Source organism: Streptomyces sp. NBC_00286 (assembly GCF_036173125.1).
Taxonomy (GTDB): domain Bacteria; phylum Actinomycetota; class Actinomycetes; order Streptomycetales; family Streptomycetaceae; genus Streptomyces.
The window spans coordinates 8687501-8713448 of record NZ_CP108054.1 but is presented as its reverse complement, the minus strand read 5'-3'; the positions used below and the strand labels follow the sequence as shown (position 1 = coordinate 8713448).

The window sequence follows — 25948 nt, the reverse complement described above, 5'->3', positions numbered from 1 at the left end:
TGGACGCGCACGAGTGCGGACGCACCCTCGGAAACCGCCCGAAGCACAACCCTGGAGACCGACCGTGGCGACGCAGGGGGACGCTGGGGAACGTCAATACGTAGCGACGCTACGGGCCCGTCTCGACGCCCGGCCTCACCGCCGCGTCGAGACGGGCCCGTAGCGTCGCTACGTCGACGCCCGCCCGTCCCAGCACCTCAACAGCCCGGGACTCGGGATCGGCGACGATGGCCGCGAGCAGATCGATCCCGTCCGCCGGATCGCCGCCACGCCGCGCGGCGAGCGCGCACGCATGCTCCATGGCACCGGCCGCCACCGGAGACCAGCCGTCCTCCCGTACGACCGGTACGGCACCGGAGTCCTCCACACCGGTCTGCCAGCGCAGCCCGTAGCCGATGCTGCGCTGCACGAGATAGCCGAGCAGCCGCGCGATGCGGGGCCCGTCGTCAACGACCTCACGCACCTCCGGGTCGGACTCCAGGAGCGTATGCAGCAGATGAGCCGTGTCGATCTGCCGGTCCCCGTCCCGCAGCGCCCTTCTGCGCGCACCGGCGACCACCGCCGCCAGCTCCTTACTGAGCCCGGCCTCGATGTCCATGCGGTTCAGGCCATGATCGGCGGCCTGTTGCCGGGGAATACGGGGTTGCACACCCCTTACCCCATCAGCCCCTTCGAGCCGAGTCATCCTCGCCGGGAAGCATTTTCGCGTCCGACACAGGGTGGGCGGACGTAGGCGGATTCTCCTCCTTACGGATGACATCACGCCCTTGTCCCAGACGGAGCGCGCGCCGCCTTGCCTCACGCCACACGCGCAACCAACGTGCCCCGGCGCGCATCCATGAGGGCCCCTCATTTCCTGACGGTTCATCAGTATTGAATGTTGCGGGCCCTGCGGCTACGTTCCGCGACACCGTAGCTGCGCCCGGCGCAGCGCCTGACACGAAGGGGTGGTCGCATGGCCGAAGTCAGCGCGGAAGCACGGATCGAGGCGCCCGCCGAGAAGGTCTGGGCGCAGCTCACGGACTTCTCCTCCTACAAGGAGTGGAACTCCACGCACACCAGCTTCCCCAAGGGCGGCCCTCAGGTTCTCGAAGTCGGCGGCACCTTCGAGGAGCACATGAAGCTGATGAGTTTCCCCGCTGAAGTCAACTGGACCATCGAGCAGTTGGAGCCCGCCCGCACGCTGGCGATCCGCGGCAAGGGACCGATGTCCGTGACCGTCGCCACGCGCTACACGCTCACACCGGACGGCGAGGCCGCCACCAAGGTCCGTATCGACGGGGAGTTCACCGGCGCCGCCGTCTCACTGATGGCGGGCAAGCTCAAGGACTCGGCCACGGCCGCCCTCAACGAATCGCTGCGCAAACTGGGCGGGTTGGTCACCTAGAGCCCCATCATCACCGGCTCGGCCGCCGCCAACACATGCCAAAGGGGGTACTTCGCCGGCGAAGTACCCCCCTGTGCAGGCCATCGGAGATCGGACCGTGATCATCGGCCCTCACCCCGTCAGTCCTCGTCGGCGAGGATCAGATACAGCTTCTTCCGGGCGTCGTTGATGACGGACAGCGCCTTCTCTCGCTGCTCCTTGCTACCGGTCTTCCAGACCTGGCCGAACGCCTCCATCAGACCGAAACCGGCCTGCCGGATGTCGCTCAGCGCCTCCCAGTCGACCCCGCGCCCGGCCTCTTCCCAGGGCGCCTCGGGGCCCTCGTCGGCCGCGGTGCGGCCGGACTCGGTGAGCGAGAACAGCTTCTTGCCGCCCTCGGTCGCGCTGGTGATCAGGCCCTCGTCCTCCAGCAGTTGGAGGGTGGGGTACACCGAGCCGGGGCTGGGCTTCCATGCCCCGCCGCTACGCTCGGCGATCTCCTGGATCATCTCGTAGCCGTGCATGGGCCGGTCCTTGAGCAGAGCCAGGATCGACGCGCGTACGTCGCCGCGCCGCGCCCTGCCCCGCGGTCCACCCCGTCCGCCGTGGCCACCCCAGGGCCCCGGGCCGAAGCCCGGCCCAAAGGGACCGAAGGCGGAACGGAACCCTTCGAAGCCCCCCCGGCCATGCGGGCCGGGTCCACCGTGTCCACGCCCGGGACCAGGCCCGAAGCCCGGTCCGAATTCCTCTCCATGGGAACGCATCGCCATCACTCCATTCCATCGTTGATCGATCGCGATGCGTCAACGATATATCGGAATAGCTCGCCCGGCAAGCCCCGCCCAACACCGATCACATCCACACCCCGCCACAGAGAGAGCCCGTATCCGGTCCACTCACCCCGAATTGGCCTTGGCCTGGAGCTTCGATCCGCGCTTAGCGTCAGCGTCATGCGGATTCGAATCGTCGACGCCTTCACCGACCGCCCCTTCGCCGGCAACCCGGCCGGGGTCCTCCTCCTCGACGCCTTCCCCGACGACGCCTGGCTCCAGAACGTGGCCCTGGAGGTCAACCACGCGGAGACGGCGTTCGCCCACCCGCTCCCCGAGGGCGGCGAAGCCGACTGGGCGCTGCGCTGGTTCACGCCCGTCACCGAGGTCGCGCAGTGCGGCCACGCGACCCTCGCCACCGCACACGTGCTGGCCACCACGGATGCCGCCGAGGGGCCCGTACGGTTCGCGACCAGGAGCGGCGTACTCATCGCCACCACGAACGACGACGGGTCCATCACGCTGGACTTCCCGACCGCGGCACTCACTCAGGTCGAGGTTCCGGAGGGCTTGGCCGAGGCCCTGGGCGCCGAGCCGCTCACCGCCCACGACACGGGCCCGAACGTCGGCGACCTCCTCGTCGAGCTGGCCGACGAGAAGACCGTCCTGGGCCTCAGCCCCGACCACAAGGCCCTCGCCCGGTACTCCGAGCGAGGCATCATCGCCACCGCCCGCGCCGAAGACCCGTCACAGGGCCATGACTTCGTCTCGCGCTGCTTCTTCCCGAGGATGGGCATCGACGAGGACCCGGTCACCGGCAGCGCCCACACGGCACTCGCCCCCTACTGGTCCGAGCGTCTCGGCCGCCCCGACCTCACCGGCCTCCAGGCATCCCCCCGCTCGGGCCTGGTCCGCACCCGCCTCAACGGCGACCGCACCCTGCTCACGGGCCGCGCGGTCACCGTCATCGTGGGCGAACTCCACGCGTGAACAGCACAGAAGGGGCGTACGGGATCTCGTACGCCCCTTCCCATCGGCTCACGCGGTGGGCAGCCACCCCACCTTGCCCGCCAGCAGCGCGTACCCCACGAACGCCCCGATGTCGAGCAGTGAGTGGGCGACCACCAGCGGTCCGACGCGGCCCCAGCGGCGGTAGAGGTAGACGAAGACGACGCCCATCACCATGTTTCCGATGAACCCGCCGATGCCCTGGTAGAGGTGATACGAGCCGCGCAGTACGGAGCTGGCCATCAGCGCGGCTACCGGCGTCCACCCCAACTGGTCGAGCCGGCGCAGCAGATAGCCGACGACGATCACCTCCTCCAGGACGGAGTTCTGCACCGCGGAGAGGATCAGCACGGGGTACTTCCACCACACGTCGGGCAGCGATTCCGGGACGACGGTGAGGTTGAAACCGAGGCTGCGGGACGCCAGGTAGAAGGCGATGCCCGTGCTGCCGATGACCGCGGCGATCGCCGCGCCACGGCCGAGATCCGGCCACGGACGGCTCCGGTCGAAGCCGATGGTGCGCAGCCCCGCCCCCTCGCGGAGCAACAGGTGCGCGACGAGCACGACCGGCACCAGCGCCGACGCGATGCCGAACAACTGCCAGGCCAGATCAAGCCAGGGACGCCCCGGTGCCGCCGAGGCGTTCAGATTGGCCGCCTGATCCTTCAGGCCGCCGGGTTTCGTCACTGATCCGACAAAGCTGATCAGTGCGGAAACCCCGCTCGCACCGAGTGACACCCCGAGCACGAGCAGCATCTCGTCGCGGAAAATTCGCCGCGTCGGCCGCTCCACTGGAAAAGAATCGGCCACCGACCCCGCCTCCGCCTGCACACGTGCCTCCAGTTGTGTATTCCCGTCCCATGCCCATCCTGGCCCCGCTAGGGTCTCGAAAGAAGTTACGAAGATCGTGCGCAGGCCGTCGCTGGACGGACGCCGTACGGGGCGTACCTCCCTTTCAGGCCACGTGATACGGCCGCCGTACGGCTCACGGCTCACGCAGGTCAAGCAAGGGAGGGGCACCACCGCATGGGACGTCACAGCTTGCCCGACCGGCACGGGAGGAGGACAGCCGCCCCCCGTCCACGCGCCCGGCGCCGCAAGGTGGCCATCGCGGCGGTGCTCGTTCTCTCCGTCGCCGGGGGCACGGTTGCGGCGATCGAAGGCGGGCTGCTGTCCTTCCGGCCGACCTGCCAGGACAGCGCGGTGCGCCTCAGGGTCGCCGCGGCCCCGGACATCTCCCCGGCCCTCAAGTCCGCGGCCGACTACGTCCACGCCAAGGACGTGACCTCCGACGGCCGCTGCATGGATATCGAGGTCACGGCCCAAGAGACGTACGAGATCGTGGACGCCCTGCGGTCGAAGGACAAGAGCGGCACCGACTTCGACATATGGGTGCCCGACTCAAGCGTGTGGGTCGACCAGATCACGGCGGACACCAAGGCGGCCTCGGTGACACAGTCGGGCTTCGTCGCGTCGTCGCCGGTCGGTATCGCGATGATCCCGTCGGCCGCGAAGACGCTGGGCTGGCCGGAGAAGACGTACACCTGGACCGAGCTGACCGGCGCGGCCCTGCAGGACGACTCGCTCAAACTCGGGGCGGGCGACCCGGCGCGCAGCGCCACGGGCCTGCTCGCCCTGACCCGGCTGACCAGCGCCGCCGGACAGACCAAGGACGGCGGCACCCAGGCGGCCGTCCTGGCCCAGGCGCTCTCGCAGCGCACCGCCGAGAGCGACAGCCAGCTCCTGGAAACCCTCCCGCGCGACCTGTCCGGCACCGAACAGGGAAACCCGAAGCGCAACCAGGCCCTGATCCTCTCCGAGCAGGCGGCGTTCGCGTACAACACGGAGGCGGACGGCGGCGATGACCTCCAGTTGTTCTATCCCGAGGACGGATCGCCGCACCTCGACTACCCGTTCACGCTGGTCGACGAGACCAGGCTGACCACGGACGAGACCCGGGCCGCGCTGCGCTTCATGACGCTGCTCGGCGAGCCCGAGGGACGCCAGATCCTGGAGAAGCACGGTTTCCGTACGGACGACGACGAGACCCCGGACGCCCTGGTTACCCGTGCGGGAGGGCGGGCCCCGCAGCCGTACGCCGAGACGGCGGCCCAGCCGGCCTCGGCGAGGGAGGTCCAGGAAGCCCTCGGGATGTGGACGATCACGGTGCAGAGTGCCCGGCTCACCACGGTCGTCGACGCCTCCGCGTCCATGGCGAATCCCGTCCCGGGCACCGACCGCTCCCGGATGGACGTGACGAAGGCGTCCCTGCTGCAGGCTCTGGCCACCTTCTCGCCGGAAGACGAGATCGGCCTCTGGGAGTTCTCCACGAAGCTCGACGGCGAGCGCGACTACCGCGTCCTCGTCCCGACCGAGCGGCTCGGCGACCGTGCGGGCGACGGCACCCAGCGGGACCGGCTGGCCGCGGCCTTCAACGACCTGGAGCCGGTGGCGGACGGCTCCACCGGCCTGTACGACACCACGCTCGCGGCGTACAAGGAGGCCATCGCCTCGTACGGCAACGGCAAGTTCAACGCGCTGGTGATCCTCACCGACGGGGTGAACGAGGACCCGGGCAGCGTCTCGCGCTCCGAGCTCATCGCCGAGCTCCAGAGGTTCACCGACCCGGAGCACCCTGTGCCGCTGATCGCGATCGCCGTGGGCCCGGACGCCGACAAGGACGAGGTCGACCAGATCGCGAAGGCGACGGGCGGTTCAGGCCACCAGGTCACCGACCCGTCCGAGATCCACTCGGTGATCCTCAAGGCCATCGTGCTGGCGGGCAGCCGGAGTTGACCGCCTCAGCGGGATCGCAGGCTTGGCAAGCGACTCCGCGGGCTCGCCAAGCCGGATCGCCAGCTCACCCCAGCGGGACCGCCGGCTCCGGCAGCCCCACCGGCCAGGTGTGCACCGGCTCACCGAGGTGCATCAGCTCGCAATAACGTTTCGTCATGGCGGCCAGCGCCGCCTCCCGGCTCATGCCGGTCTCCAGCGCCCGGTGGAACGTACTGGCCTGCCAGGACGCCCCGTTCACCCGGCGTCTGCATCTTTCCTCGATCACCCCGAGGCAGAGGTCCCGGTCGGCCGGCTCGACACCCCACGCGTCCAGGCCCGCCTCCGCGAGCGGCAGCAACTCGTCCAGCACCAGCTGCACCGCGGGCACCCGCGTCGTCCCGCCGTAACGGCCGCGCCGCGGCCACTGCAGGTGTGCGTCGATGCCGTACCGGCACGCGTGGTCGAAGTTGGCGGCGGCGGCCTCGAAGGGCAGCCGTGTCCACACGGGCCGGGCTTCCTCGGCGAGGGCGCGTATGAGCCCGTAGTAGAAGGCCGTGTTGGCGATGACGTCGGTGACGGTGGGACCGGCGGGCAGGACGCGATTCTCGACGCGCAGATGCGGGACGCCGTCGTCGATGCCGTACACCGGGCGGTTCCAGCGGTAGATGGTGCCGTTGTGCAGCACGAGTTCACCGAGCCGGGGTATGCCGCCGTCGTCCAGGACCTGCTGCGGATCCTCGTCGTCGCAGATCGGCAGCAGCGCCGGGAAGTAGCGCAGATTCTCCTCGAAGAGGTCGTACGCCGACGAGATCCACCGCTCCCCGAACCAGGTGCGCGGACGGACGCCCTGGGCCTGCAACTCGGGCGGACGGGTGTCGGTGGACTGCAGGAACAGCGGCGGCCGGGACTCGCGCCACAGCTCCCGGCCGAACAGGAACGGGGAGTTGGCGCCGACCGCGACCTGCACGGCGGCGATCGACTGCGCCGCGTTCCACACATCGGCGAAGCGGCCGGGCGTGACCTGGAGGTGCAACTGCACGGAGGTGCAGGCGGCTTCGGGGGCTATGGACGCGGACGTACAGCTGAGCCGCTCGACGCCGTCGATGTCGAGTGTGAAGTCCTCGCCGCGGGCGGCCACGATCTGATCGTTGAGCAGGGTGTAGCGGTCCACGTCGGAGAGATTCGCGGAGACCAGATCGTCGCGGGCCAGCGTGGGCAGAATGCCGATCATCACGACGCCCGCGTCGACCTCGTTCGCTTTGCGATGGGCATATGCGAGTGAGGTGCGCAACTCCTCCGCGAGGCGGTCGAATACCCGGCCTCCCAATCTATGTGGGGCAATGTTGACTTCCAGATTGAACATGGCGAGTTCTGTTTGGAAATCACGGCTGGCTATACGTTCAAGTACTTGAGCGTTCATCATGCGCGGCATACCGTCCGACCCCGCGAGATTGAGCTCGATCTCCAGGCCCATGAGGTTCTTCGGGCGGTCGAACCGCTCCTGAGCCAACAGCCGCTCGAGCCCCGTCAGGCACTGCCGGAGCTTGCCGCGGTAGCGCTGCCGATCGGACAGTCCGAACGACGCTGCCTCGACCTTCTCCCCCATCGAAGCGTCCCTCCTCGACTGGGCAGCCCGACGAACCGGCCGCTGAGGTGTCCCGGGTCACGGGGGATGATGCCCAGGCAATGCGATCGATAACGTCCTGGACAGGCCTGTCGGCCGCTACCCTGAACGCAGGATCTCCGGGCACATTCACGCGGCATGAGGCAGAACACGGTTTTCAGCCGGGCGATGACCTCTTCTTCGACGCGTTGCGTTCTCGTGAAAAACGCCGACGACATTTGGCCGACCGTTTCGGTGAGGTATCCCGAGGTCGTCGCCAGGCATCCATGGAGAATCGGGATGAAAGGCACTTATCGACGACCGAATTATGCCTGGCCCTTAATCTGCGCAACGGCTAGACGAAACACTGCCAGAACGTGCGTCGTATAAACTTCTCGAACGAGGCAGAGAGTCGGCGCTCGTGGTCGCCGGACCTGTCGTCACAGTGACGCCATTCACCTAGTGGTGAACCGCGCAGCGTCTGATGTGTGCGATCGCAAAGTGATAGCAGAACCTCGTTGCGAGCGTACGCGCCAGACGCCGCGCGACAGGCGCCGCGGTGATCCCACAGGCCGGGAACCCCCGCCCCTCTGCCCACGAGTGCTGACAGCGTCGTCCGCCCCCGTCCTCGCGCCATCTGTGCCTGTCGAATGAGAGGCGACCCACCATGCCGCTGCATGTCCCTCCGGCTCCCGCGCCCGCCGTACGTACCGTCCTCACGGCCCTCGGTTCCCCCACCGCTGTCCGCGAGGCACCCACACCGTCCCTGCGCAACGCCCAGGGTCCCGCGACAACCGACCTCCCACTGCCCGTCCACGTGCTCGACCGGATCACCCCGGCCGGCGCCTCGGCCACCCGTCTCGCCGGGTGGCGCTTCCTCATCCGCTCTGGCGGGTCCGCGGTGGCGGCCGCCGAGACCCGGCTGACCCCTGACGGCTGGGCCTTCTCCCACTTCTTCGAGGGTCCGTACGTCACGGCCACCGAGTACGCGCTGCGCCAGGCCGAGTCCATGACGCAGTCGCAGTCGTACCAGGCCCGCCTGCTCTCCGTACCCGAGCTCTATATGCTCACGCTCTGGCTGCACGGCGACTGCACCGCCGACGGCGCCGAAGGCCACCCCGCCGCCACCGATCTCCTGGTGCCCCTGGCGCCCGCGCCGCCCGGCATCGCCGCGCATCGCCCGCACCGCGTGGCCGAACTGCTGCCCGTCCTCACCAACCGGCTCACCCCCGCCGCCACTCCCCCGCTGCTCGGCTCACCCGCCTGAGCGCACCCGGCTTCCGTGCCCCGCGGCCACTCCGGTCGCGGGGCACACTGCTGCGCGCAGTGATGTACTGGCGACGCAGAGCAGACCCGGCCCATTCTGACTAGACCTATCCGACCATTGAGAACCACCCGAAAAGGCAGCCCAGTTCGAATGAACCATCCGCACGAGTGGAGCGTCCTCAACCTGTGAGGAGCGCTGACGCAAAATCCCTGCGGATTGACGCCCGTAGGGCAACACTGGGTTCCGTACCGACTGACAAACGGGGGGCGGCCATGAGCACCACATCGAGCCGCAGCACAGACAACAAGCCGATCACCGACCTCACACCACAGCGAAAGATCCCACCAATGTGCCAGCACCAGCCACCGTGTCCGACAGCCGACTCCGCCGACCGGGAAGCAGCGCTCCTCGTGGCGCACCACCCGGAACAGGGATGGAGCCTGCTGTGCAACGGCGTTCTCCTCTTCGAGGACACCGGTGAGCTCCTGCCGGACGGCCGGATCATCGCCCCGCACCGACCGCTGGCCGGCGCACAGGTGATGACCGCCGCCTGAGCCGCGCGGGCGCACCGCGGGCAACGCCAGGCACGCTGCTCAGCCCTATCGCTCAGAAAGCTCGGACAAGAGCTCAGACATACGAGGGGCCGGCCCGGGAGATCCCGGAACCGGCCCCGACGCGTGTCCGCACCCGATCACACGTCTAACTCGTCTGCTCGCCTACTCGTCGTAAGCGTCCAGCGGCGGGCAGGAGCAGACCAGGTTCCGGTCGCCGTACGCCTGGTCGATCCGCCGCACCGGCGGCCAGTACTTGTCCGCGGCCGACACCCCTGCCGGGAAGACGGCCTCCTCACGGCTGTACGCGTGCTCCCACGCACCGCCGAGCACGGCCGCCGTGTGCGGGGCGTTCCGCAGCGGGTTGTCGTCCGCCGGCCACTCCCCCGAGCCGACCCGCTCGATCTCCGCACGAATGGCGATCATCGCCTCGCAGAACCGGTCGAGTTCGGCCAGATCCTCGCTCTCGGTCGGCTCGATCATCAGCGTTCCCGCCACCGGGAACGACATGGTCGGCGCGTGGAACCCGTAGTCGATCAGTCGCTTGGCGATGTCGTCGACGCTCACACCGGTCGCGTTGGTCAGCGGCCGCAGATCGATGATGCACTCGTGCGCCACCAGCCCGCCGGGACCGGTGTAGAGCACGGGGTAGTGCGGTTCCAGCCGCTTCGCCACGTAGTTCGCGCTCAGCACGGCGACCTGCGTGGCCCGCTTGAGTCCCTCGCCGCCCATGAGGCGTACGTACGCCCAGGAGATCGGCAGGATCCCGGCCGAACCCCAGGGAGCCGCCGAGACCGGACCGACGCCCGTCTCCGGGCCCGCGGCGGGCTGCAGTGGGTGGTTCGGCAGATACGGCGCGAGATGCGCGCGTACACCGACCGGACCGACGCCCGGACCGCCACCGCCGTGCGGGATGCAGAACGTCTTGTGCAGGTTGAGGTGCGAGACATCACCGCCGAAACGGCCCGGCTTGGCGAGGCCCACCAGCGCGTTCAGGTTGGCGCCGTCCACGTACACCTGACCGCCCGCGTCGTGCACCTGCGCGCAGATGTCGGCGACGTGCTCCTCGAAGACGCCGTGCGTCGAGGGGTACGTGATCATCAGCACCGCCAGCTCGTCACGGTGCTGCTCGATCTTGGCGCGCAGGTCCTCGACGTCGATTTCGCCATCGTCGGCGGTGGCCACGACGACGACCTTCATGCCGGCCATGACGGCGCTCGCCGCGTTCGTGCCGTGCGCGGAGGACGGGATGAGGCAGACGGTGCGCTGCTCGTCGCCGTTCGCGCGGTGGTATCCGCGTACGGCGAGCAGGCCGGCCAGCTCGCCCTGCGAACCGGCGTTGGGCTGGAGCGACACCTTGTCGTATCCGGTGACCTCGGCGAGCTGCTCCTCCAGTTCACGGATGAGCGTGAGGTAGCCCTGCGCCTGCTCGGCGGGCGCGAAGGGGTGCAGCTGCCCGAACTCGGGCCAGGTGACCGGCTCCATCTCGGTGGTGCCGTTCAGCTTCATGGTGCAGGAGCCGAGCGGAATCATGCCGCGGTCGAGTGCGTAGTCACGGTCGGCGAGGCGCCGCAGATAGCGCAGCATCGCGGTCTCGGAGCGGTGCTGGTGGAACACCGGGTGCGTGAGGTAGTCGTCGGTGCGCAGCAGCGCGGCGGGCAGCGTGTCCGCGGCGGAGGCGTCCAGTGCCTCGATGTCGCCCTCGACGCCGAACGCGGTCCAGACGGCGCCCAGTTGGGTCCGCGTGGTGGTCTCGTCGCAGGCGATGGACAGCTGGTCGGCGTCGACGAGGCGCAGGTTGACCCCGCCCTCGCGCGCCGCCGCGACGATCTCGGCGGCCCTGCCCGGCACCCGGACGGTGAGCGTATCGAAGTACGCCTCGTGGACGACCTCGACTCCGCCCGCCTTCAGACCGGCGGCGAGGATCGTGGCGTACCGGTGGGTGCGCTGCGCGATCGACCTGAGGCCCTGGGGACCGTGGTAGACGGCGTACATCCCGGCCATCACGGCGAGCAGCACCTGAGCCGTGCAGATGTTGCTGGTCGCCTTCTGACGGCGGATGTGCTGCTCCCGCGTCTGCAGGGCCAGCCGATACGCGGTGTCGCCGTCCGCGTCCAGCGAGACACCGACGAGACGGCCCGGCAGGTTGCGGGCGAACTTCTCGCGCACCGCCATGTATCCGGCATGCGGTCCGCCGAAGCCCATCGGTACGCCGAAGCGCTGCGTCGTACCGACCGCGATGTCCGCGCCGAGCTCGCCCGGCGAGGTAAGCAGCGTCAACGCGAGCAGATCGGCGGCGACGGTCACGATCGCGCCCAGCTCGTGCGCCTGCTCGATGACGGGCTTGATGTCCCGTACGGCACCGGAGGCGCCCGGGTACTGGATGAGCGCGCCGGTCACACCGCGCTCGGCGACCTCGGCCGGAATGCCCTCGCTGAGATCCGCGACGACCACTTCGACGCCGATCGGCTCGGCGCGCGTCTCGATGACGGCGATGGTCTGCGGCAGCGCGTCGGCATCGACGAGGAAGACGCCGTTCTTGACCTTGCCCACGCGCCGTGACAGCGCCATGGCCTCGGCGGCGGCGGTGCCCTCGTCGAGCAGCGAGGCACCCGACGTCGGCAGGCCCGTGAGGTCGGACACCATGGTCTGGAAGTTCAGCAGCGCCTCAAGGCGGCCCTGCGAGATCTCCGGCTGGTACGGGGTGTACGCGGTGTACCAGGCCGGGTTCTCCATGACGTTGCGCAGGATCACCGGCGGCGGGAACGTGCCGTAGTAGCCGAGCCCGATCATCGAGTCGAGGACTTCGTTACGGTCCGCGAGGGAGCGCAGCTCGGCGAGGACCTCGGCCTCGGAACGCGCGGCCGGCAGCCCGAGCGCCTCGGCGTCCTTGATCACATCCGGCACCGCGGCGGCCGTCAGCTCCTCGAGCGAGCCGTACCCCACCTGCGCGAGCATCTTGGCCCGGGCCTCGGTGTCGGGCCCTATGTGGCGCTGCTCGAAGGGGATACCCCGTTCGAGCTCGGAAAGCGGAACGCGATGGGCGGTCATGTACGGAGGCCTCCTGGTCTGAAACGACCTTCGAGGGCACCACGGAGCGGGTGCCCGGACGGCCTCCCCCTCTGTCATCTCAACCTGAGAGCTTCACCGGCCCGCCGGCGTACGGCGTCCCGGCTTTCACCGTCGGTGAGAGCGGAAGCCGTCAAACACCCGCTCTGCTTTCCAGAGTGGCCTCGTCCGCGCGGTACGTGGGCCTGAGAGATTCCGGGGAGGATTTGCTCCTTCGGCGCCTCCGATGAAGCCTTGGAGGACTCTCCCGCACGGGGTCAGCGGCCGTTGACAGCGTACCAGCGGGCATCCCCCGAGTGGCCGCCCGCCGCAAAGTGCCCTTTCGTAGTGCGTATGGATGCGTACTCCTGACGGATGAGTTGCGACCAGCTGGAGGGCCCGTGCAGACCGACATCGATCCGCGCAACCTGATCGGCCGCAAGGCCTTCGACCGCGACGGCCACAAGATCGGCACCGTCGACGAGGTCTATCTCGACGACGCGACCGGTACGCCCGAGTGGGCGGCCATACGCACCGGCATGTTCGGCAGGGACGCCTTCGTGCCCCTGGAGCCCAGCGAACTGGTCGAGGGCGCCCTGCGGATTCCCTTCGACCGCGCCCTGATCAAGGACGCCCCCGACTTCGGCGTCGGCCGCCACCTCTCCCCCGAGCAGGAACTCCAGCTCTACCACCACTACGGCCTCGACGTGACGCCCCCGTCTCCCCCACCGGACCGCGACTTCGGCCACCTGGCAGGCTCGGACGAGTCCTGAAGCTCCGCCCCGCTGGAGGCCGGATGGCCGGTTCGAAGGCCGTGGGCTCAGTCCGCTGACGAGGCCTCCTTGGGTCTTCGTCGCACCAGCGGTAGCGGTTCCGCAGGCTCCAGCTCCGGATCATCGACCCGGAAGGTGCGTACGCGCCCGGGCTCGGAGTCGGGCGTCTCGAACCGCACCGTGACCCGCCCGATGCCACTGCCCTGCACCCACCCGTGCCCGAACTCCGCATGCCGTACGTCATGCCCCGCGGCCCACCGCCGCACGGCGGGCGCCTCCCGCTCCTCGGCCGATTCCTGCGTCTCGTCCTCCGCCGGATGCTCCGGCTCCCCCTCGTGTGCCCGTGCCTCCTCCTGTGCCTGAACCTGCGCGAAGAGATCCTCCTGCGTGTAATCGGCGAGCCCTGAGACCCCGACTCCCAGCAGCCGTACGCCTCCGGTGGTGTCCACGGACTCCAGCAACCGCGCGGCCGCCTCCCGCACCACCGAGGGGTCGTCCGTGGGCCCCCTCAGCGTCTCGGAACGGGTCAGCGTCGAGAAGTCGTACCGCCGCACCTTGAGCACGATGGTCCGCCCCGACAGATGCGCGCCGCGCAGCCGCCGCACACACCGGTCGGCGAGCCGCTGCACCTCCATCCGCACCCGCACCCGGTCATGGATGTCCACGTCGTACGTGTCCTCGACAGACACGGACTTGGTGTCCCGCTCGGCCACCACGGCCCGTTCGTCGTGCGCCAGCGCCATGGCGTACAGCGCGGTCCCGTGGGCCTTCCCGAGCAGCCGTACGACCTCGTCCTCACCCGCCTCGGCGATCTCCCCGACGGTCGTGATCCCGGCCCGCCGCAGATGGTCCCCGGTGGCCGGTCCCACCCCGGGCAGTATGCGCACCGACATGGGAGCGAGCAGTTCGCGCTCCGTCCCCGGCTCGATCACCACCAGACCGTCCGGCTTGGCCTGCTCGGAGGCGATCTTCGCCAGCATCTTGGACGCGGCGAGCCCCACCGACCCGGTCAGCCCGGTGACGGCCCGGATGTCCCCGCGCAGCTTCGCCCCCGCCAGCCGCGCCGAAGCCTCGTCCCAGGCCGCTCCCCCTGCCTCCAGATCGACGAACGCCTCGTCCAGACTCAGCGGCTCCACCAGCGGCGACAGCTCCCGCAGCAACCCCATCACCTGCTCACTGATCTCCCGGTAGAACCCGAAACGGGGCACCAGATACGCGGCGTTCGGCGCCAGCCGTCGCGCCTGCGCCATGGGCATCGCGGAATGGACTCCGAAGACCCGGGCCTCGTACGAGCAGGTCGCGACCACACCGCGCGGCCCGAGCCCACCCACGATGACCGCTTTCCCGCGCAGGCTCGGCTTGGCCGCCTGCTCCGCCGAGGCGAAGAAGGCATCCATGTCGAGATGCAGGATCGTGGGCGCGGTTCTCACATCTCCGATGCTGCCCTACGCCACTGACAATGGCCCCGTACGCAGGAGGCTTCGCCCTCGATGCGTAGACCCTGGGCACTCGATCTGAATGGCCGTCCTGACCGCTCGCTCAGACCGCGCGGTTCCGGCGCCTGGCCAGTTCGTCGGCGGGATGGTGCCCGACGAGCGTCTCGCCAGTGTCGACCCGCTCCCCATGCAGCTGCGAAAGCGCGCTCTCCACGTCCCGCCAGACCACCCCGACCGCGATCCCGAAGATGCCCTGCCCACCCTGGAGCAGCGCATGGACCTCGTCGGGCGAGGAGCACTCGTAGACCGTCGCCCCGTCGCTCATCAGCGTCATGCGCTCGAGGTCACGGAATCCGCGCTCCCGCAGGTGCTGGACGGCGGTACGGATGTTCTGCAGTGACACACCCGTGTCGAGAAAACGCTTGACGATCTTCAGGACGACGACGTCCCGGAAGCTGTACAGCCGCTGCGTCCCCGACCCGTAGGCGGGCCGCACACTCGGCTCGACGAGGCCCGTCCGGGCCCAGTAGTCCAGTTGCCGGTAGGTGATGCCCGCGGCGGCGCAGGCCGTGGGACCGCGGTAGCCGATCTCCTCGGAGGTCACCCCGCTATCGCCCGACACCGGTGCCGGCCGCTGCTGCGGAGCATGATCGGCCACGCCGCCCTGCTGGGGATACCCCCTGCCCGGGCCGAGCCGAGAGCTTGGGGGAGGGTACGGGCCGCTCTCCACCGGACTGCGTCCGGGGGCGCCCCCAGCCGTACCGTCGCCGCTGCTTCTCACGCCGACCTCCGTCCCCTTGACCTGCCTTCTCGACGGTAGGCAGTCACCGGGGGTGCGTCAACGACCACCGCACTCGGCACGCCGAGTGATAATCACCCTAAGAGTGGTTTCCCGTGCCTCACCGCGGGGAAAGGCTAGCCGAATGTTCTCGGCGCGACCGCCGCACGCCCTGTCGTCCGGCGGCCCCGGAGGGTCACGGGATACGCGGACCGAAGCCGGGGCCCAGGTGGTGCGGGCCGGGCCGGATCACTGGCTGTTGGTTCCGAAGTCCTCGGGCGAGATCTGGTCGAGGAACTCGCGGAACTTCTCCACCTCGTCCTCCTGCTCGTCCGGAATCGCGATCCCCGCGTCGTCCAGCACCCCGTCGCTGCCGTAGATCGGCGTTCCGGTGCGCAGCGCCAGCGCTATGGCGTCGGACGGCCGGGCGCTGACCTCGACCCCGCTGGCGAACACCAGCTCCGCGTAGAACACACCGTCCCGCAGGTCCGTGATGCGTACCTCGGTGAGCTCCTGGCCGACGGCCTCCAGCACGTCCTTGAACAGGTCGTGGGTCAGCGGTCGCGCGGGAGCCATGCCCTGCTGTGCGAAGGCGATCGCCGTCGCCTCCCCCGGCCCGATCCAGATGGGGAGGTAACGGTCGCCTCCCACTTCACGCAGGAGCACGATCGGTTGGTTGGAGGGCATTTCGACCCGGACACCTACGACGTCGAGCTCGTTCACACAGCAACCCTAGGCCGTGCTCGGCATCTTTGGGTAGTCGAGCACGGAACGGGCGGCCGATCCGGCCTCGGCACAGGCCTCGGTTCAAGGCAGCCGTACGCCGAGCGCGGACTGCACCAGCGCTGCGTGCAGCTTCACCGCGAGTCCCGCCAGCTCCTTGGTGCGTGCCTCCGCGTGTGCCCTGGTCTGCGGATTGCGGTGCAGACGCAGAGGGGCGACGACCTGGTCGACGAGTCCGGCCTCACGGTCGGCGGCGGCCTTCACGGCGCGCAGATGCCGCGGCTCGATCCCGAAGCGCCCAAGTTCCACGACAAGGCCGGCCACGGTCACCGCCTCGGCGTCGTAACCGCCGTCCGGCAGCGGCGTGATGAGGCCGTACGACTCCCACTCGTCGAGCTCCTCCTCACCGATCTCGGCGGCGGCCAACAGCTCGGCCCGCCCAATCCGCGCCGCAGTCGGCCCCTCCGACTCGTCGTCGTCGGCAGGCTCGCCGTCACGCTGCCGCCCCAGGGACGGCAGCTGCACTGCCTCACCGCGCTCCATGGCGTCCAGATGCTCGCGGATCACCTTCAGGGGCAGATAGTGGTCCCGCTGCATCCTCAGTACGTGGCCCAGGCGCTCGACGTCTTCCGGGCCGAACTTCCGGTACCCCGACGGGGTCCGCTGCGGCTCGATGAGCCCTTCCGACTCCAGAAAGCGGATCTTGGAGATGGTGACTTCGGGGAACTCCTCGCGCAGCACGTTCAGCACCGCGCCGATACTCATAAGCCCACAGGCGGCGGCGCCGTTCCCGGCACCGCCGCTCGGTGTTCGAAGCATGGCCCTTCCCTGGGGTCCCCCGGACGGATTCTGGGGGAGGGTCAGATTCCTCGCTGGCTCGCGTAGAAGACCAGCCGGTACTTGCCGATCTGCACCTCGTCGCCGTTCGACAGCGAGACGGAGTCGATCCGCTCCCGGTTGACATACGTGCCGTTCAGGCTGCCGACGTCCGCCACGGTGAAGGTGCCGTCCGGCTGCCGACGGAACTCCACATGGCGACGCGACACGGTCACGTCGTCCAGGAAGATGTCGCTCTGCGGGTGCCGGCCCGCCGTGGTCAGGTCGCTGTCCAGCAGGAAGCGGCTGCCCGAGTTGGGGCCACGGCGCACCACCAGGAGCGCCGAGCCCAGCGGCAGCGCGTCCACGGCCGCCTGCGCCTCGGGAGAGAGCATCGGCATCTGTGTCTGGCCGGTGGCCTCGGCGTCATAGGATTCGATGCCCGAGATGGAGATCGTCGAGGTGGTCTCCGACGGGCGCTCGGCTGCCGCTCCGGCCCGCAGGGGCGCGCCGCAGTTGGAGCAGAACCGGCTGTTCTCCGCGTTGCGATTCCCGCACCTCGTGCACACCAGCGCCGACATGGACGGATCCTCCTGCCGCGGCTGTCCTGCCTGGGCATTGGACGCGTACGGATCGGGGGAGAACCCTCCACCCGCACTTGAGGTTGACGGTTCCCCGAAACCTATGCGGCCGGACTGGGCAGGGTCAACAGACGGCGCGCCCTGACCACCGGGAATGTCACCACCCTGGCCACCGAGCTGATCTCGGAACAGCGGGCGGTCTCCCTGCCCTTCGGCATCTTCATGGCGCGATGCGCGATGCCGGGCAGTAGCACTGTCGCTGCCCTCTTTCGCGCTCTTGCCAAACCACTTCGCAAACAACTTCACGGGCGATTCCCCTTGACCGAAACAGACCCGCCCGTGGGGCAGGACGAACCCTGATTACACACACCGGTCGAGCCGGACATCTTCACAACGTCGGCATCCACCAGACAGTTTCCACCACGCACCACCCATTCGGTGCGTCGACCCCCCGCAGCGTCATGCCCTCGACGAGCGGCCCGCATGCGCCCCCGCCTCACTGGGAGGACGACCGAGCGTAGTCAGGCTGCTTCGCCGGTCGCAAGGCATCAACGATGATCTTGTCGGAGCGTTCCACCGTGACAGTGGCCTGCTCCTTCTCCAGAGTCTGCACCACTCCGCCGGGGATGTTGAGTGCCGGTTCGAGGTCCTGTGGCTTGCCGATGACCTTGAAACGATAGGGCGCGCTGATCTTGTTCCCGTCGACGCTCACTCCGCCTCCGCTCGCGTCCGTCAAGTAGGTGCTGGCGACGACCCGTACGCCGTTGACCTGGATCGCCTCCGATCCGGCCGCCCGCAGTTCCTGGATCGCGTCGAGCAGCATGTCGGCCTCGACCGCCCCCTTCGTGTCGTCGATGGTCAGCGTGATGCCAGGCCCCTGTGCCGCCACGGTGCCCGCGAGTATGCCGAGTTGCTTCTCCTTCTCGACCGTCTGCTTGCGGGCCTCCTCGGCCTGGTCCGAGCTGTTCTCCAGCTCGGTGCGCTGATCTTCGAGACCCTGCTTCTCCTCTTCCAGACGCTGAGTTCGGTCATCCAGTTCATCGAGGATGCGTACGAGATCTTCCTGACGCGCGCCGCGCAGCGCGCCGCCGCCGTCGCTGTTGGACGCCACCTGAACGGCCAGGCCGAAGCCAAGACCGAACAGCAGGAGGGCGACGATGAACTGCGCACGCGAGAGACGTGGCGGCCACAGACCGTTCACCAGCCGCTGACGACCGGACAGTGGGGGCTCGGGCTGCTCCGGCTCGGCCTCCGGTGACTCGGAGGCTTCGCTTTCCGGCTCCTGACTCGACGTCTGAGGTGCCTCGCCGTTCGGCGTCTCCCGGGCCTCAGCCTGCACCTCTTCGGGCAGCTTCTTGCGCAGCGGGTTCTCGGGGGTCGCCTTGGGGGCCTTCTCGGTGGTCTTGTCGGTCTCGTCCTGGTTGCTCATCTGCCTCACGCCCGGAATACGTGCCGACGGATCGCCGCGGCGTTGGAGAAGATGCGGATGCCGAGGACGACCACGACGCCCGTGGACAGCTGAGCGCCGACGCCGAGCTTGTCGCCCAGGAAGACGATCAGCGCGGCCACCACGACGTTGGAGAGGAAGGACACCACGAAGACCTTGTCGTCGAAGATGCCGTCGAGCATCGCGCGCAGCCCGCCGAACACGGCGTCGAGCGCCGCGACCACGGCGATCGGGAGGTACGGCTCGACCACCGCCGGAACTTCGGGACGGACCAGCAATCCAGCCACGACTCCCACGACGAGGCCCAGTACGGCGATCACGATGTGCCCTTCTCTGTGCTCGGTTCTGCTGTTCGTACGATCACGCTCGGCGCGGCGGGCAGCCGGACGTCGTCCTCTACGGAAAGGGCGGTCCGGATCCCGTAGTTCTCGTGCAGCGCCTCCAGATACAGCCCGTCGGCACTGCTCTCGAATGCGCTGCTCAGCCCCTTGCCGTCGCCCACCGCAAGCACCGTGTACGGCGGCACCAGCGGCTTGTTGTCGACGAGTATCGCGTCGCCCGCCGCCCTGATCGCGGACAGCGCCGTCAGCCGCTGCCCGTTGATCGAGACGGCTTCGGCGCCCGATGCCCACAGCCCGTTGACGACCTGCTGCAGATCGCGATCCTTTACGCGCCCTGTGTCGGAGAAGCCCGATGTCTCACGCGCGTCTCCGTCACCGCTCTGATCGGCCGCCTGCGCGTCGTCCACGACCAGCTTGACGCCGGGACCGTGCACTTCGACCGCTCCCGACAGGATGCCGACCAGCTCGCCCCGTTCACCGCCGTGTTTCTTCAGCGCCTCACGCTGCCGAGCGCTCACGTCGTCACGCAATTCGTCGACATCGTCCTCGAGCTTGTCGGCCACCGCGTTCTCATCGTCGATGCGGTCGATGAGTTCCTCGCGCTCCTTCGCGACGACCGGAGCCTCGATCCGCGCCTGTGCTGCCCCCACGGTGACCACCAGGGCCGCCAATACCAGTCCGACCGCGAGCCCGACCTTGGCTCGCAGGGTCTTCGGCATGCCGCCGGCGTTCTCGGCCTTCTTGCGGGCTGCCGCCTCCGCATACCCCTCGTCCAGGCTGTGGTCCATGACGTTGGTGAGGAGCGACATGGAGGCGTCCGGCCGCGGAGGGCGCGTGGGGGTGCTCCGAACGGGGGTGTGCTGCGGCATGCCGCACATCGTCGCACGTCGCGACCGCCACCTCCGAATGACCCCGTCGACGTGCCGAACGGGCCCCGTTGGGGGCGCCGTTCGGCACGCGCGCGTGCTCAGCGCCCGGCGCTGTCCACCACGGATGACCACTCGTCGAGCAAGGCCTGGGCGGACGCGTCGTCGGGTCCCTCGGCCCACAGATGCGTGGCTGCTTCCGCGGGGTCGGGCAGCACCATCACCCAACGCCCGTCGGTCTCCACGACCCGTACGCCGTCAGTTGTGTCGACAAAGCGATCCCCGGCGGCCTCCACGACCCGGCGCATCACCAGGCCCTTGACGGCCCAGGGAGTCGCCAGATCGCGCTTGAGTACATGCGCCCGCGGAATCCGCGCGTCGATCTGGCTCAGGGTGAGCTGCGTGCGCGCCACCAGACCGATGAGCCGTACGAAGGCCGCCGTACCGTCGAAGACGCTGCTGAACTCCGGAACGATGAACCCGCCGCGCCCATCACCCCCGAAGATCGTCGAGTCGTCGCGTCCGACCCGTGTCAGATCGTCCGGCGACGTGGTCGTCCAGTCGACCTGCGTTCCGTGGTACGCGGCCACCTGCTCGGCAATCCTCGTGGTGGTCACCGGCAGCGCCACCCGCCCACTGCGCCGCTCGGCCGCAACCAGGTCGAGCATCACCAGCAACGCACGGTCGTCCTCGACGATCCGCCCCTTCTCGTCAACGAGCGAGAGCCGCTCACCGACCGGGTCGAACCGCACCCCGAACGCGGCCCGCGCCGAGGCCACGATCTCCCCGAGCCGCACCAGCCCCGACCTGCGCGCATCTGCCGTCTCCGTCGGCCTCGACTCGTCAAGACCTGGATTGATGGTCAACGAGTCCACACCGAGCTTGCCCAACAGGCTGGGCAGAACCAGTCCGGCGCTCCCGTTCGAGGCATCCACGACCACCTTCAGCCCGGATTCGGCAATCCCAGTGGTGTCGACATTCCGGAGCAGGGATCCTGTGTACGAGTCGAAGACGCTGGCCGGGAAGTGCAAGTCCCCGATCTCGCCCGGGAACGCACGCCGATACTCCTGCCGCGCGAAAACCCGGTCCAGCTTGCGCTGACTCGCCTGCGACAGATCTGCCCCACGCCCGTCGAAGAACATGATGTCGACCGAGTCCGGAACCCCAGGCGTCGTCCGGATCATGATCCCGCCGGCACTGCCCCGAGCGGTCTGCTGCCGCGCCACCGGCAGCGGCACGTTCTCCAGGTCCCGTACGTCGATGGCGCTGGCCTGCAGTGCCGAAATGACCGCCCGCTTCAGCGCACGAGCACCCCTGGAGTGGTCGCGGGCCGTGGTGACCGTGGAGCCCTTCTTGAGCGTCGTCGCGTAGGCCCCCGCGAGTCGCACAGCGAGTTCCGGAGTGATCTCCACGTTGAGAATCCCGGAGACCCCGCGGGCACCGAAGAGATGTGCCTGACCGCGGGACTCCCAAATGACCGACGTATTGACGAAGGCGCCGGCCTCGATGGTCTTGAACGGGTAGACGCGTACGTTCCCCTGCACGATCGATTCTTCGCCGACGAGGCACTCGTCACCGATGACGGCGCCGTCCTCGATACGCGCGGCACGCATGATGTCGGTGTTCTTTCCGACGACACAGCCGCGCAGATTGCTGTGCTGACCGATGTACACGTTGTCGTGCAGAACGGCCTTGTGTAGAAAGGCTCCGCTCTTCACCACGACGTTCGAGCCGACGACGGTGTGCTCACGGATTTCGACGTCGGCCTCGACCTTCGCGTAGTCCCCGATGTAGAGCGGCCCCCGCAGCACTGCATCGGGATGCACCTCGGCGCCCTCCGCCACCCACACGCCGGGCGAGATCTCGAAGCCGTCGAGCTCGACATCGACCTTGCCCTCCAGGACATCGGCCTGTGCCTTCACATAACTCTCGTGCGTACCGACGTCCTCCCAGTATCCCTCGGCGATATAGCCGTAGATCGGCTTGCCCTCCTTCATCAACTGCGGGAAGACATCGCCGGACCAGTCGACGGGAACATCAGCCTCGACATAGTCGAAGACTTCGGGCTCCATCACGTAGATGCCCGTATTCACAGTGTCCGAGAAAACCTGGCCCCAGGTCGGCTTCTCCAGGAAGCGCTCGACCTTGCCCTCTTCGTCGACGATCGTAATGCCGAATTCCAGCGGATTGGGTACCCTCGTCAGACAAACTGTGACGAGCGCACCCTTTTCCTTGTGGAAATTGATCAACTCGGTGAGATCGAAATCGGTCAGAGCATCACCGGAGATCACAAGAAATGCATCGTCCTTCAACGCCTCTTCGGCGTTCTTGACGCTGCCGGCAGTACCGAGTGGCTTCTCCTCGTTGGCATAGGTGAGCTCCATTCCGAGCTCTTCACCGTCGCCGAAGTAGTTCTTGACGAGCGACGCCAAGAACTGAACAGTAACGACGGTTTCGTTGAGTCCATGCCGCTTGAGCAGCCGCAGCACATGCTCCATGATCGGGCGATTGGCCACAGGAAGAAGCGGCTTGGGCATGCTCGAGGTCATAGGACGAAGGCGTGTGCCTTCGCCTCCGGCCATCACGACGGCCTTCATGTCGGAAGCGTCCTCCTTGAAGAGATGACGGTCTAGCCGACTTCGCCCATCCAGATTGTCCCGCACATTACGTCTGCGGGCCATCAGAGGCCACTACGACTGCCCATTCGGCGAGCTCAATCGGCCATGGCGTCCGCGCGGACAAGGCGGCGGACCTGAACCACGTAGAGGATCCCTGCCCACCAGTAGAGCGTTGTACCCCATCCTGCGAACGCCCATCCGAAAATAGCAGCGAGTGACGCGATCCATCCACTTCCGTCACTGAGCAACAGCAACGGGAAGGCATACATCAAGTTGAACGTAGCTGCCTTCCCAAGGAAGTTCACCTGCGGCGGCGGATAGCCGTGACGCCTGAGGATGCCCACCATCACCAGCAGAACCAGCTCTCGCGCCAACAGGACGGCCGTCAACCAGAGTGGCAGAATCTCGCGCCAGGTGAGACCGACCAAAGTCGACAGAATGTAGAGCCGGTCGGCCGCGGGATCGAGCAGCCGGCCGAGACTGCTGATCTGGTTCCAGCGCCGGGCGAGCTTGCCATCCAAATAATCGCTGATCCCGCTCAGCATGAGCACCAGCAGCGCCCACCCGTCGCTCTTGGGCCCGCCGAACTCAGGCCGGAGGATCAACCACAGGAAGACGGGCACGCCTACAAGGCGCGCCATGCTGAGGATGTTCGGGATGGTGAGGACCCGATCTGTCTGGACGCGGGTCTCCTGGACCTCCACCCGGGGGCCTCCTGTGGGAGCGTGCCAACGTTGCCACCTGACCTTACCCGCAGGCATCTCCCTGCGGCGCGGAGGGGGTTCGGGTAGCACCCTGGAAACAAAAGAGCTCCGGTCGTTGGACCTATCGTCCAACAACCGGAGCTCTAAAAGAAGTTCGGCGGTGTCCTACTCTCCCACAGGGTCCCCCCTGCAGTACCATCGGCGCTGTAAGGCTTAGCTTCCGGGTTCGGAATGTAACCGGGCGTTTCCCTCACGCTATGACCACCGAAACACTATGAAACACTCAACCGGCAACCGTCCTGTGGCCCAGGACAGGGGTTGTTCGTGGTTTCAGAACCAACACAGTGGACGCGAGCATCTGAGGACAAGCCCTCGGCCTATTAGTACCAGTCACCTCCAGCGGTTACCCGCCTTCCAGATCTGGCCTATCAACCCAGTAGTCTCCTGGGAGCCTTAACCCCTCAACGGGGGTGGGAGTCCTCATCTCGAAGCAGGCTTCCCGCTTAGATGCTTTCAGCGGTTATCCCTCCCGAACGTAGCCAACCAGCCATGCCCTTGGCAGAACAACTGGCACACCAGAGGTTCGTCCGTCCCGGTCCTCTCGTACTAGGGACAGCCCTTCTCAAGACTCCTACGCGCACAGCGGATAGGGACCGAACTGTCTCACGACGTTCTAAACCCAGCTCGCGTACCGCTTTAATGGGCGAACAGCCCAACCCTTGGGACCGACTCCAGCCCCAGGATGCGACGAGCCGACATCGAGGTGCCAAACCATCCCGTCGATATGGACTCTTGGGGAAGATCAGCCTGTTATCCCCGGGGTACCTTTTATCCGTTGAGCGACGGCGCTTCCACAAGCCACCGCCGGATCACTAGTCCCGACTTTCGTCCCTGCTCGACCCGTCGGTCTCACAGTCAAGCTCCCTTGTGCACTTACACTCACCACCTGATTGCCAACCAGGCTGAGGGAACCTTTGGGCGCCTCCGTTACTCTTTAGGAGGCAACCGCCCCAGTTAAACTACCCATCAGACACTGTCCCCGATCCGGATCACGGACCCGGGTTAGACATCCAGCACGACCAGACTGGTATTTCAACGACGACTCCCCCCGCACTGGCGTACGAAGTTCACAGTCTCCCAGCTATCCTACACAAGCCGAACCGAACACCAATATCAAACTGTAGTAAAGGTCCCGGGGTCTTTCCGTCCTGCTGCGCGAAACGAGCATCTTTACTCGTAGTGCAATTTCACCGGGCCTATGGTTGAGACAGTCGAGAAGTCGTTACGCCATTCGTGCAGGTCGGAACTTACCCGACAAGGAATTTCGCTACCTTAGGATGGTTATAGTTACCACCGCCGTTTACTGGCGCTTAAGTTCTCAGCTTCGCCTAGCCGAAACTAGACTAACCGGTCCCCTTAACGTTCCAGCACCGGGCAGGCGTCAGTCCGTATACCTCGCCTTACGGCTTCGCACGGACCTGTGTTTTTAGTAAACAGTCGCTTCTCGCTGGTCTCTGCGGCCACCCCCAGCTCACCGTGTAAAACGGATCACCAAGAATGGCCCCCTTCTCCCGAAGTTACGGGGGCATTTTGCCGAGTTCCTTAACCATAGTTCACCCGAACGCCTCGGTATTCTCTACCTGACCACCTGAGTCGGTTTAGGGTACGGGCCGCCATAAAACTCGCTAGAGGCTTTTCTCGACAGCATAGGATCATCCACTTCACCACAATCGGCTCGGCATCAGGTCTCAGACACATGCCAGGCGGATTTGCCTACCTGGCGTCCTACACCCTTACCCCGGGACAACCACCGCCCGGGCTGGACTACCTTCCTGCGTCACCCCATCACTCACCTACTACCAGATCGGGTCACCGGCTCCACCACTCCCCTCAACTCCGAAGAGATCAGGGCGGCTTCACGGGCTTAGCATCACTGGATTCGATGTTTGACGCTTCACAGCGGGTACCGGAATATCAACCGGTTCTCCATCGACTACGCCTGTCGGCCTCGCCTTAGGTCCCGACTTACCCTGGGCAGATCAGCTTGACCCAGGAACCCTTAGTCAATCGGCGCACACGTTTCCCACGTGTGAATCGCTACTCATGCCTGCATTCTCACTCGTGAACCGTCCACAACTCGCTTCCACGGCTGCTTCACCCGGCACACGACGCTCCCCTACCCATCACGATCCCCGTTAGAGGTATATATCGCAATGACACGACTTCGGCGGTACGCTTGAGCCCCGCTACATTGTCGGCGCGGAATCACTTGACCAGTGAGCTATTACGCACTCTTTCAAGGATGGCTGCTTCTAAGCCAACCTCCTGGTTGTCTCTGCGACTCCACATCCTTTCCCACTTAGCGTACGCTTAGGGGCCTTAGTCGATGCTCTGGGCTGTTTCCCTCTCGACCATGGAGCTTATCCCCCACAGTCTCACTGCCGCGCTCTCACTTACCGGCATTCGGAGTTTGGCTA

At 67.3% G+C, this 25948-nt stretch carries 21 protein-coding genes, 2 rRNA genes and 1 riboswitch (1 of these 24 only partly in view); of the genes, 6 read left to right on the top strand and 17 right to left on the bottom strand.

The genetic code is table 11. From position 1 onward, the window contains the following. Positions 1-109 precede the first annotated feature (109 nt). Entirely contained in the window at positions 110-649 is a 540-nt protein-coding gene (locus OHT21_RS39355; RefSeq protein ID WP_328773021.1) for a Clp protease N-terminal domain-containing protein, read from the bottom strand. Between the two features lie 306 nt (positions 650-955). Between OHT21_RS39355 and OHT21_RS39350 the strand changes: the two genes are divergently transcribed. Continuing rightward, complete coding sequence (locus OHT21_RS39350; RefSeq protein ID WP_328773020.1) at positions 956-1387, top strand: type II toxin-antitoxin system Rv0910 family toxin; 432 nt, start codon at positions 956-958, stop codon at positions 1385-1387. A gap of 119 nt (positions 1388-1506) precedes the next feature. Here OHT21_RS39350 and OHT21_RS39345 read toward each other — a convergent pair whose 3' ends face one another. Then, positions 1507-2130, bottom strand: a complete 624-nt coding sequence (locus OHT21_RS39345) for a PadR family transcriptional regulator (protein WP_328773019.1) — start codon at positions 2128-2130, stop codon at positions 1507-1509. 186 nt (positions 2131-2316) lie between these two features. On the opposite strand from OHT21_RS39345, the gene OHT21_RS39340 reads away from it, so the two are divergent. Further along, positions 2317-3126 carry a PhzF family phenazine biosynthesis protein gene (locus OHT21_RS39340; RefSeq protein WP_328773018.1) on the top strand — a complete coding sequence of 270 codons (810 nt, stop codon included), beginning with the start codon at positions 2317-2319 and terminating at the stop codon, positions 3124-3126. A 48-nt stretch (positions 3127-3174) separates the two neighbouring features. On the opposite strand, the gene OHT21_RS39335 is transcribed toward OHT21_RS39340, so the two are convergent. Next, on the bottom strand, positions 3175-3975 hold the full coding sequence (locus OHT21_RS39335; RefSeq protein ID WP_328773017.1) for a CPBP family intramembrane glutamic endopeptidase: 801 nt from the start codon (positions 3973-3975) through the stop codon (positions 3175-3177). Between the two features lie 195 nt (positions 3976-4170). On the opposite strand from OHT21_RS39335, the gene OHT21_RS39330 reads away from it, so the two are divergent. Beyond that, on the top strand, positions 4171-5940 hold the full coding sequence (locus OHT21_RS39330) for a substrate-binding and VWA domain-containing protein (RefSeq protein WP_328773016.1): 1770 nt from the start codon (positions 4171-4173) through the stop codon (positions 5938-5940). A 64-nt stretch (positions 5941-6004) separates the two neighbouring features. Here the strand turns inward: OHT21_RS39330 and OHT21_RS39325 are convergent, their stop codons facing one another. Next, positions 6005-7525, bottom strand: coding sequence for a glutamate--cysteine ligase (locus OHT21_RS39325; protein WP_328773015.1), 1521 nt, complete (start codon positions 7523-7525; stop codon positions 6005-6007). A 664-nt stretch (positions 7526-8189) separates the two neighbouring features. On the opposite strand from OHT21_RS39325, the gene OHT21_RS39320 reads away from it, so the two are divergent. Both OHT21_RS39320 and OHT21_RS39315 read left to right on the top strand, forming a co-directional pair. After that, positions 8190-8789, top strand: coding sequence for a hypothetical protein (locus OHT21_RS39320; RefSeq protein WP_328773014.1), 600 nt, complete (start codon positions 8190-8192; stop codon positions 8787-8789). Between the two features lie 347 nt (positions 8790-9136). After that, positions 9137-9343 (top strand): DUF5999 family protein, encoded by a 207-nt coding sequence (locus tag OHT21_RS39315; protein WP_165344574.1) that lies wholly within the window; start codon positions 9137-9139, stop codon positions 9341-9343. A 162-nt stretch (positions 9344-9505) separates the two neighbouring features. On the opposite strand, the gene gcvP is transcribed toward OHT21_RS39315, so the two are convergent. Next, positions 9506-12391: an aminomethyl-transferring glycine dehydrogenase gene (gene gcvP, locus OHT21_RS39310; protein WP_328773012.1), complete on the bottom strand. Its 2886-nt coding sequence runs from the start codon at positions 12389-12391 to the stop codon at positions 9506-9508. A 181-nt stretch (positions 12392-12572) separates the two neighbouring features. After that, a riboswitch (glycine riboswitch) is annotated at positions 12573-12669 on the bottom strand. 120 nt (positions 12670-12789) lie between these two features. Here gcvP and OHT21_RS39305 point away from each other — a divergent pair. Then, positions 12790-13161, top strand: a complete 372-nt coding sequence (locus OHT21_RS39305) for a PRC-barrel domain-containing protein (RefSeq protein WP_328773011.1) — start codon at positions 12790-12792, stop codon at positions 13159-13161. Between the two features lie 47 nt (positions 13162-13208). Here the strand turns inward: OHT21_RS39305 and OHT21_RS39300 are convergent, their stop codons facing one another. The 12 genes from OHT21_RS39300 to OHT21_RS39245 form a co-directional block, all read right to left on the bottom strand. Continuing rightward, a complete protein-coding gene (locus OHT21_RS39300; protein WP_328773010.1) occupies positions 13209-14591 on the bottom strand; it encodes a DNA polymerase IV in 1383 nt (460 codons plus the stop codon). A 109-nt stretch (positions 14592-14700) separates the two neighbouring features. Next, positions 14701-15378 (bottom strand): MerR family transcriptional regulator, encoded by a 678-nt coding sequence (locus OHT21_RS39295; protein WP_443050536.1) that lies wholly within the window; start codon positions 15376-15378, stop codon positions 14701-14703. A gap of 246 nt (positions 15379-15624) precedes the next feature. Next, positions 15625-16098 (bottom strand): bifunctional nuclease family protein, encoded by a 474-nt coding sequence (locus OHT21_RS39290; protein ID WP_033327106.1) that lies wholly within the window; start codon positions 16096-16098, stop codon positions 15625-15627. Between the two features lie 84 nt (positions 16099-16182). Then, positions 16183-16917: a transcriptional regulator FtsR gene (gene ftsR, locus OHT21_RS39285; protein WP_328773009.1), complete on the bottom strand. Its 735-nt coding sequence runs from the start codon at positions 16915-16917 to the stop codon at positions 16183-16185. Between the two features lie 41 nt (positions 16918-16958). After that, on the bottom strand, positions 16959-17843 hold the full coding sequence (locus OHT21_RS39280; protein WP_328774399.1) for an FHA domain-containing protein: 885 nt from the start codon (positions 17841-17843) through the stop codon (positions 16959-16961). A 148-nt stretch (positions 17844-17991) separates the two neighbouring features. Then, entirely contained in the window at positions 17992-18924 is a 933-nt protein-coding gene (locus OHT21_RS39275) for a DUF881 domain-containing protein (protein ID WP_328773008.1), read from the bottom strand. Between the two features lie 5 nt (positions 18925-18929). Beyond that, on the bottom strand, positions 18930-19262 hold the full coding sequence (locus tag OHT21_RS39270; RefSeq protein ID WP_003988855.1) for a small basic family protein: 333 nt from the start codon (positions 19260-19262) through the stop codon (positions 18930-18932). After that, the gene (locus tag OHT21_RS39265; RefSeq protein WP_328773007.1) at positions 19259-20152 is read right to left on the bottom strand and encodes a DUF881 domain-containing protein; all 894 of its coding nucleotides are present in this window, start codon (positions 20150-20152) and stop codon (positions 19259-19261) included. Before OHT21_RS39265 ends, OHT21_RS39270 begins: the two co-directional genes overlap by 4 nt. 98 nt (positions 20153-20250) lie before the next feature. Continuing rightward, positions 20251-22746, bottom strand: a complete 2496-nt coding sequence (locus OHT21_RS39260) for a mannose-1-phosphate guanyltransferase (RefSeq protein ID WP_328773006.1) — start codon at positions 22744-22746, stop codon at positions 20251-20253. 116 nt (positions 22747-22862) lie between these two features. Continuing rightward, the gene (locus OHT21_RS39255) at positions 22863-23471 is read right to left on the bottom strand and encodes a CDP-alcohol phosphatidyltransferase family protein (protein ID WP_165344573.1); all 609 of its coding nucleotides are present in this window, start codon (positions 23469-23471) and stop codon (positions 22863-22865) included. Between the two features lie 152 nt (positions 23472-23623). Further along, positions 23624-23740 (bottom strand): 5S ribosomal RNA (rrf, locus tag OHT21_RS39250). Between the two features lie 91 nt (positions 23741-23831). Next, positions 23832-25948: ribosomal RNA gene (locus OHT21_RS39245) — 23S ribosomal RNA — on the bottom strand (it continues 1008 nt past the right edge of the window).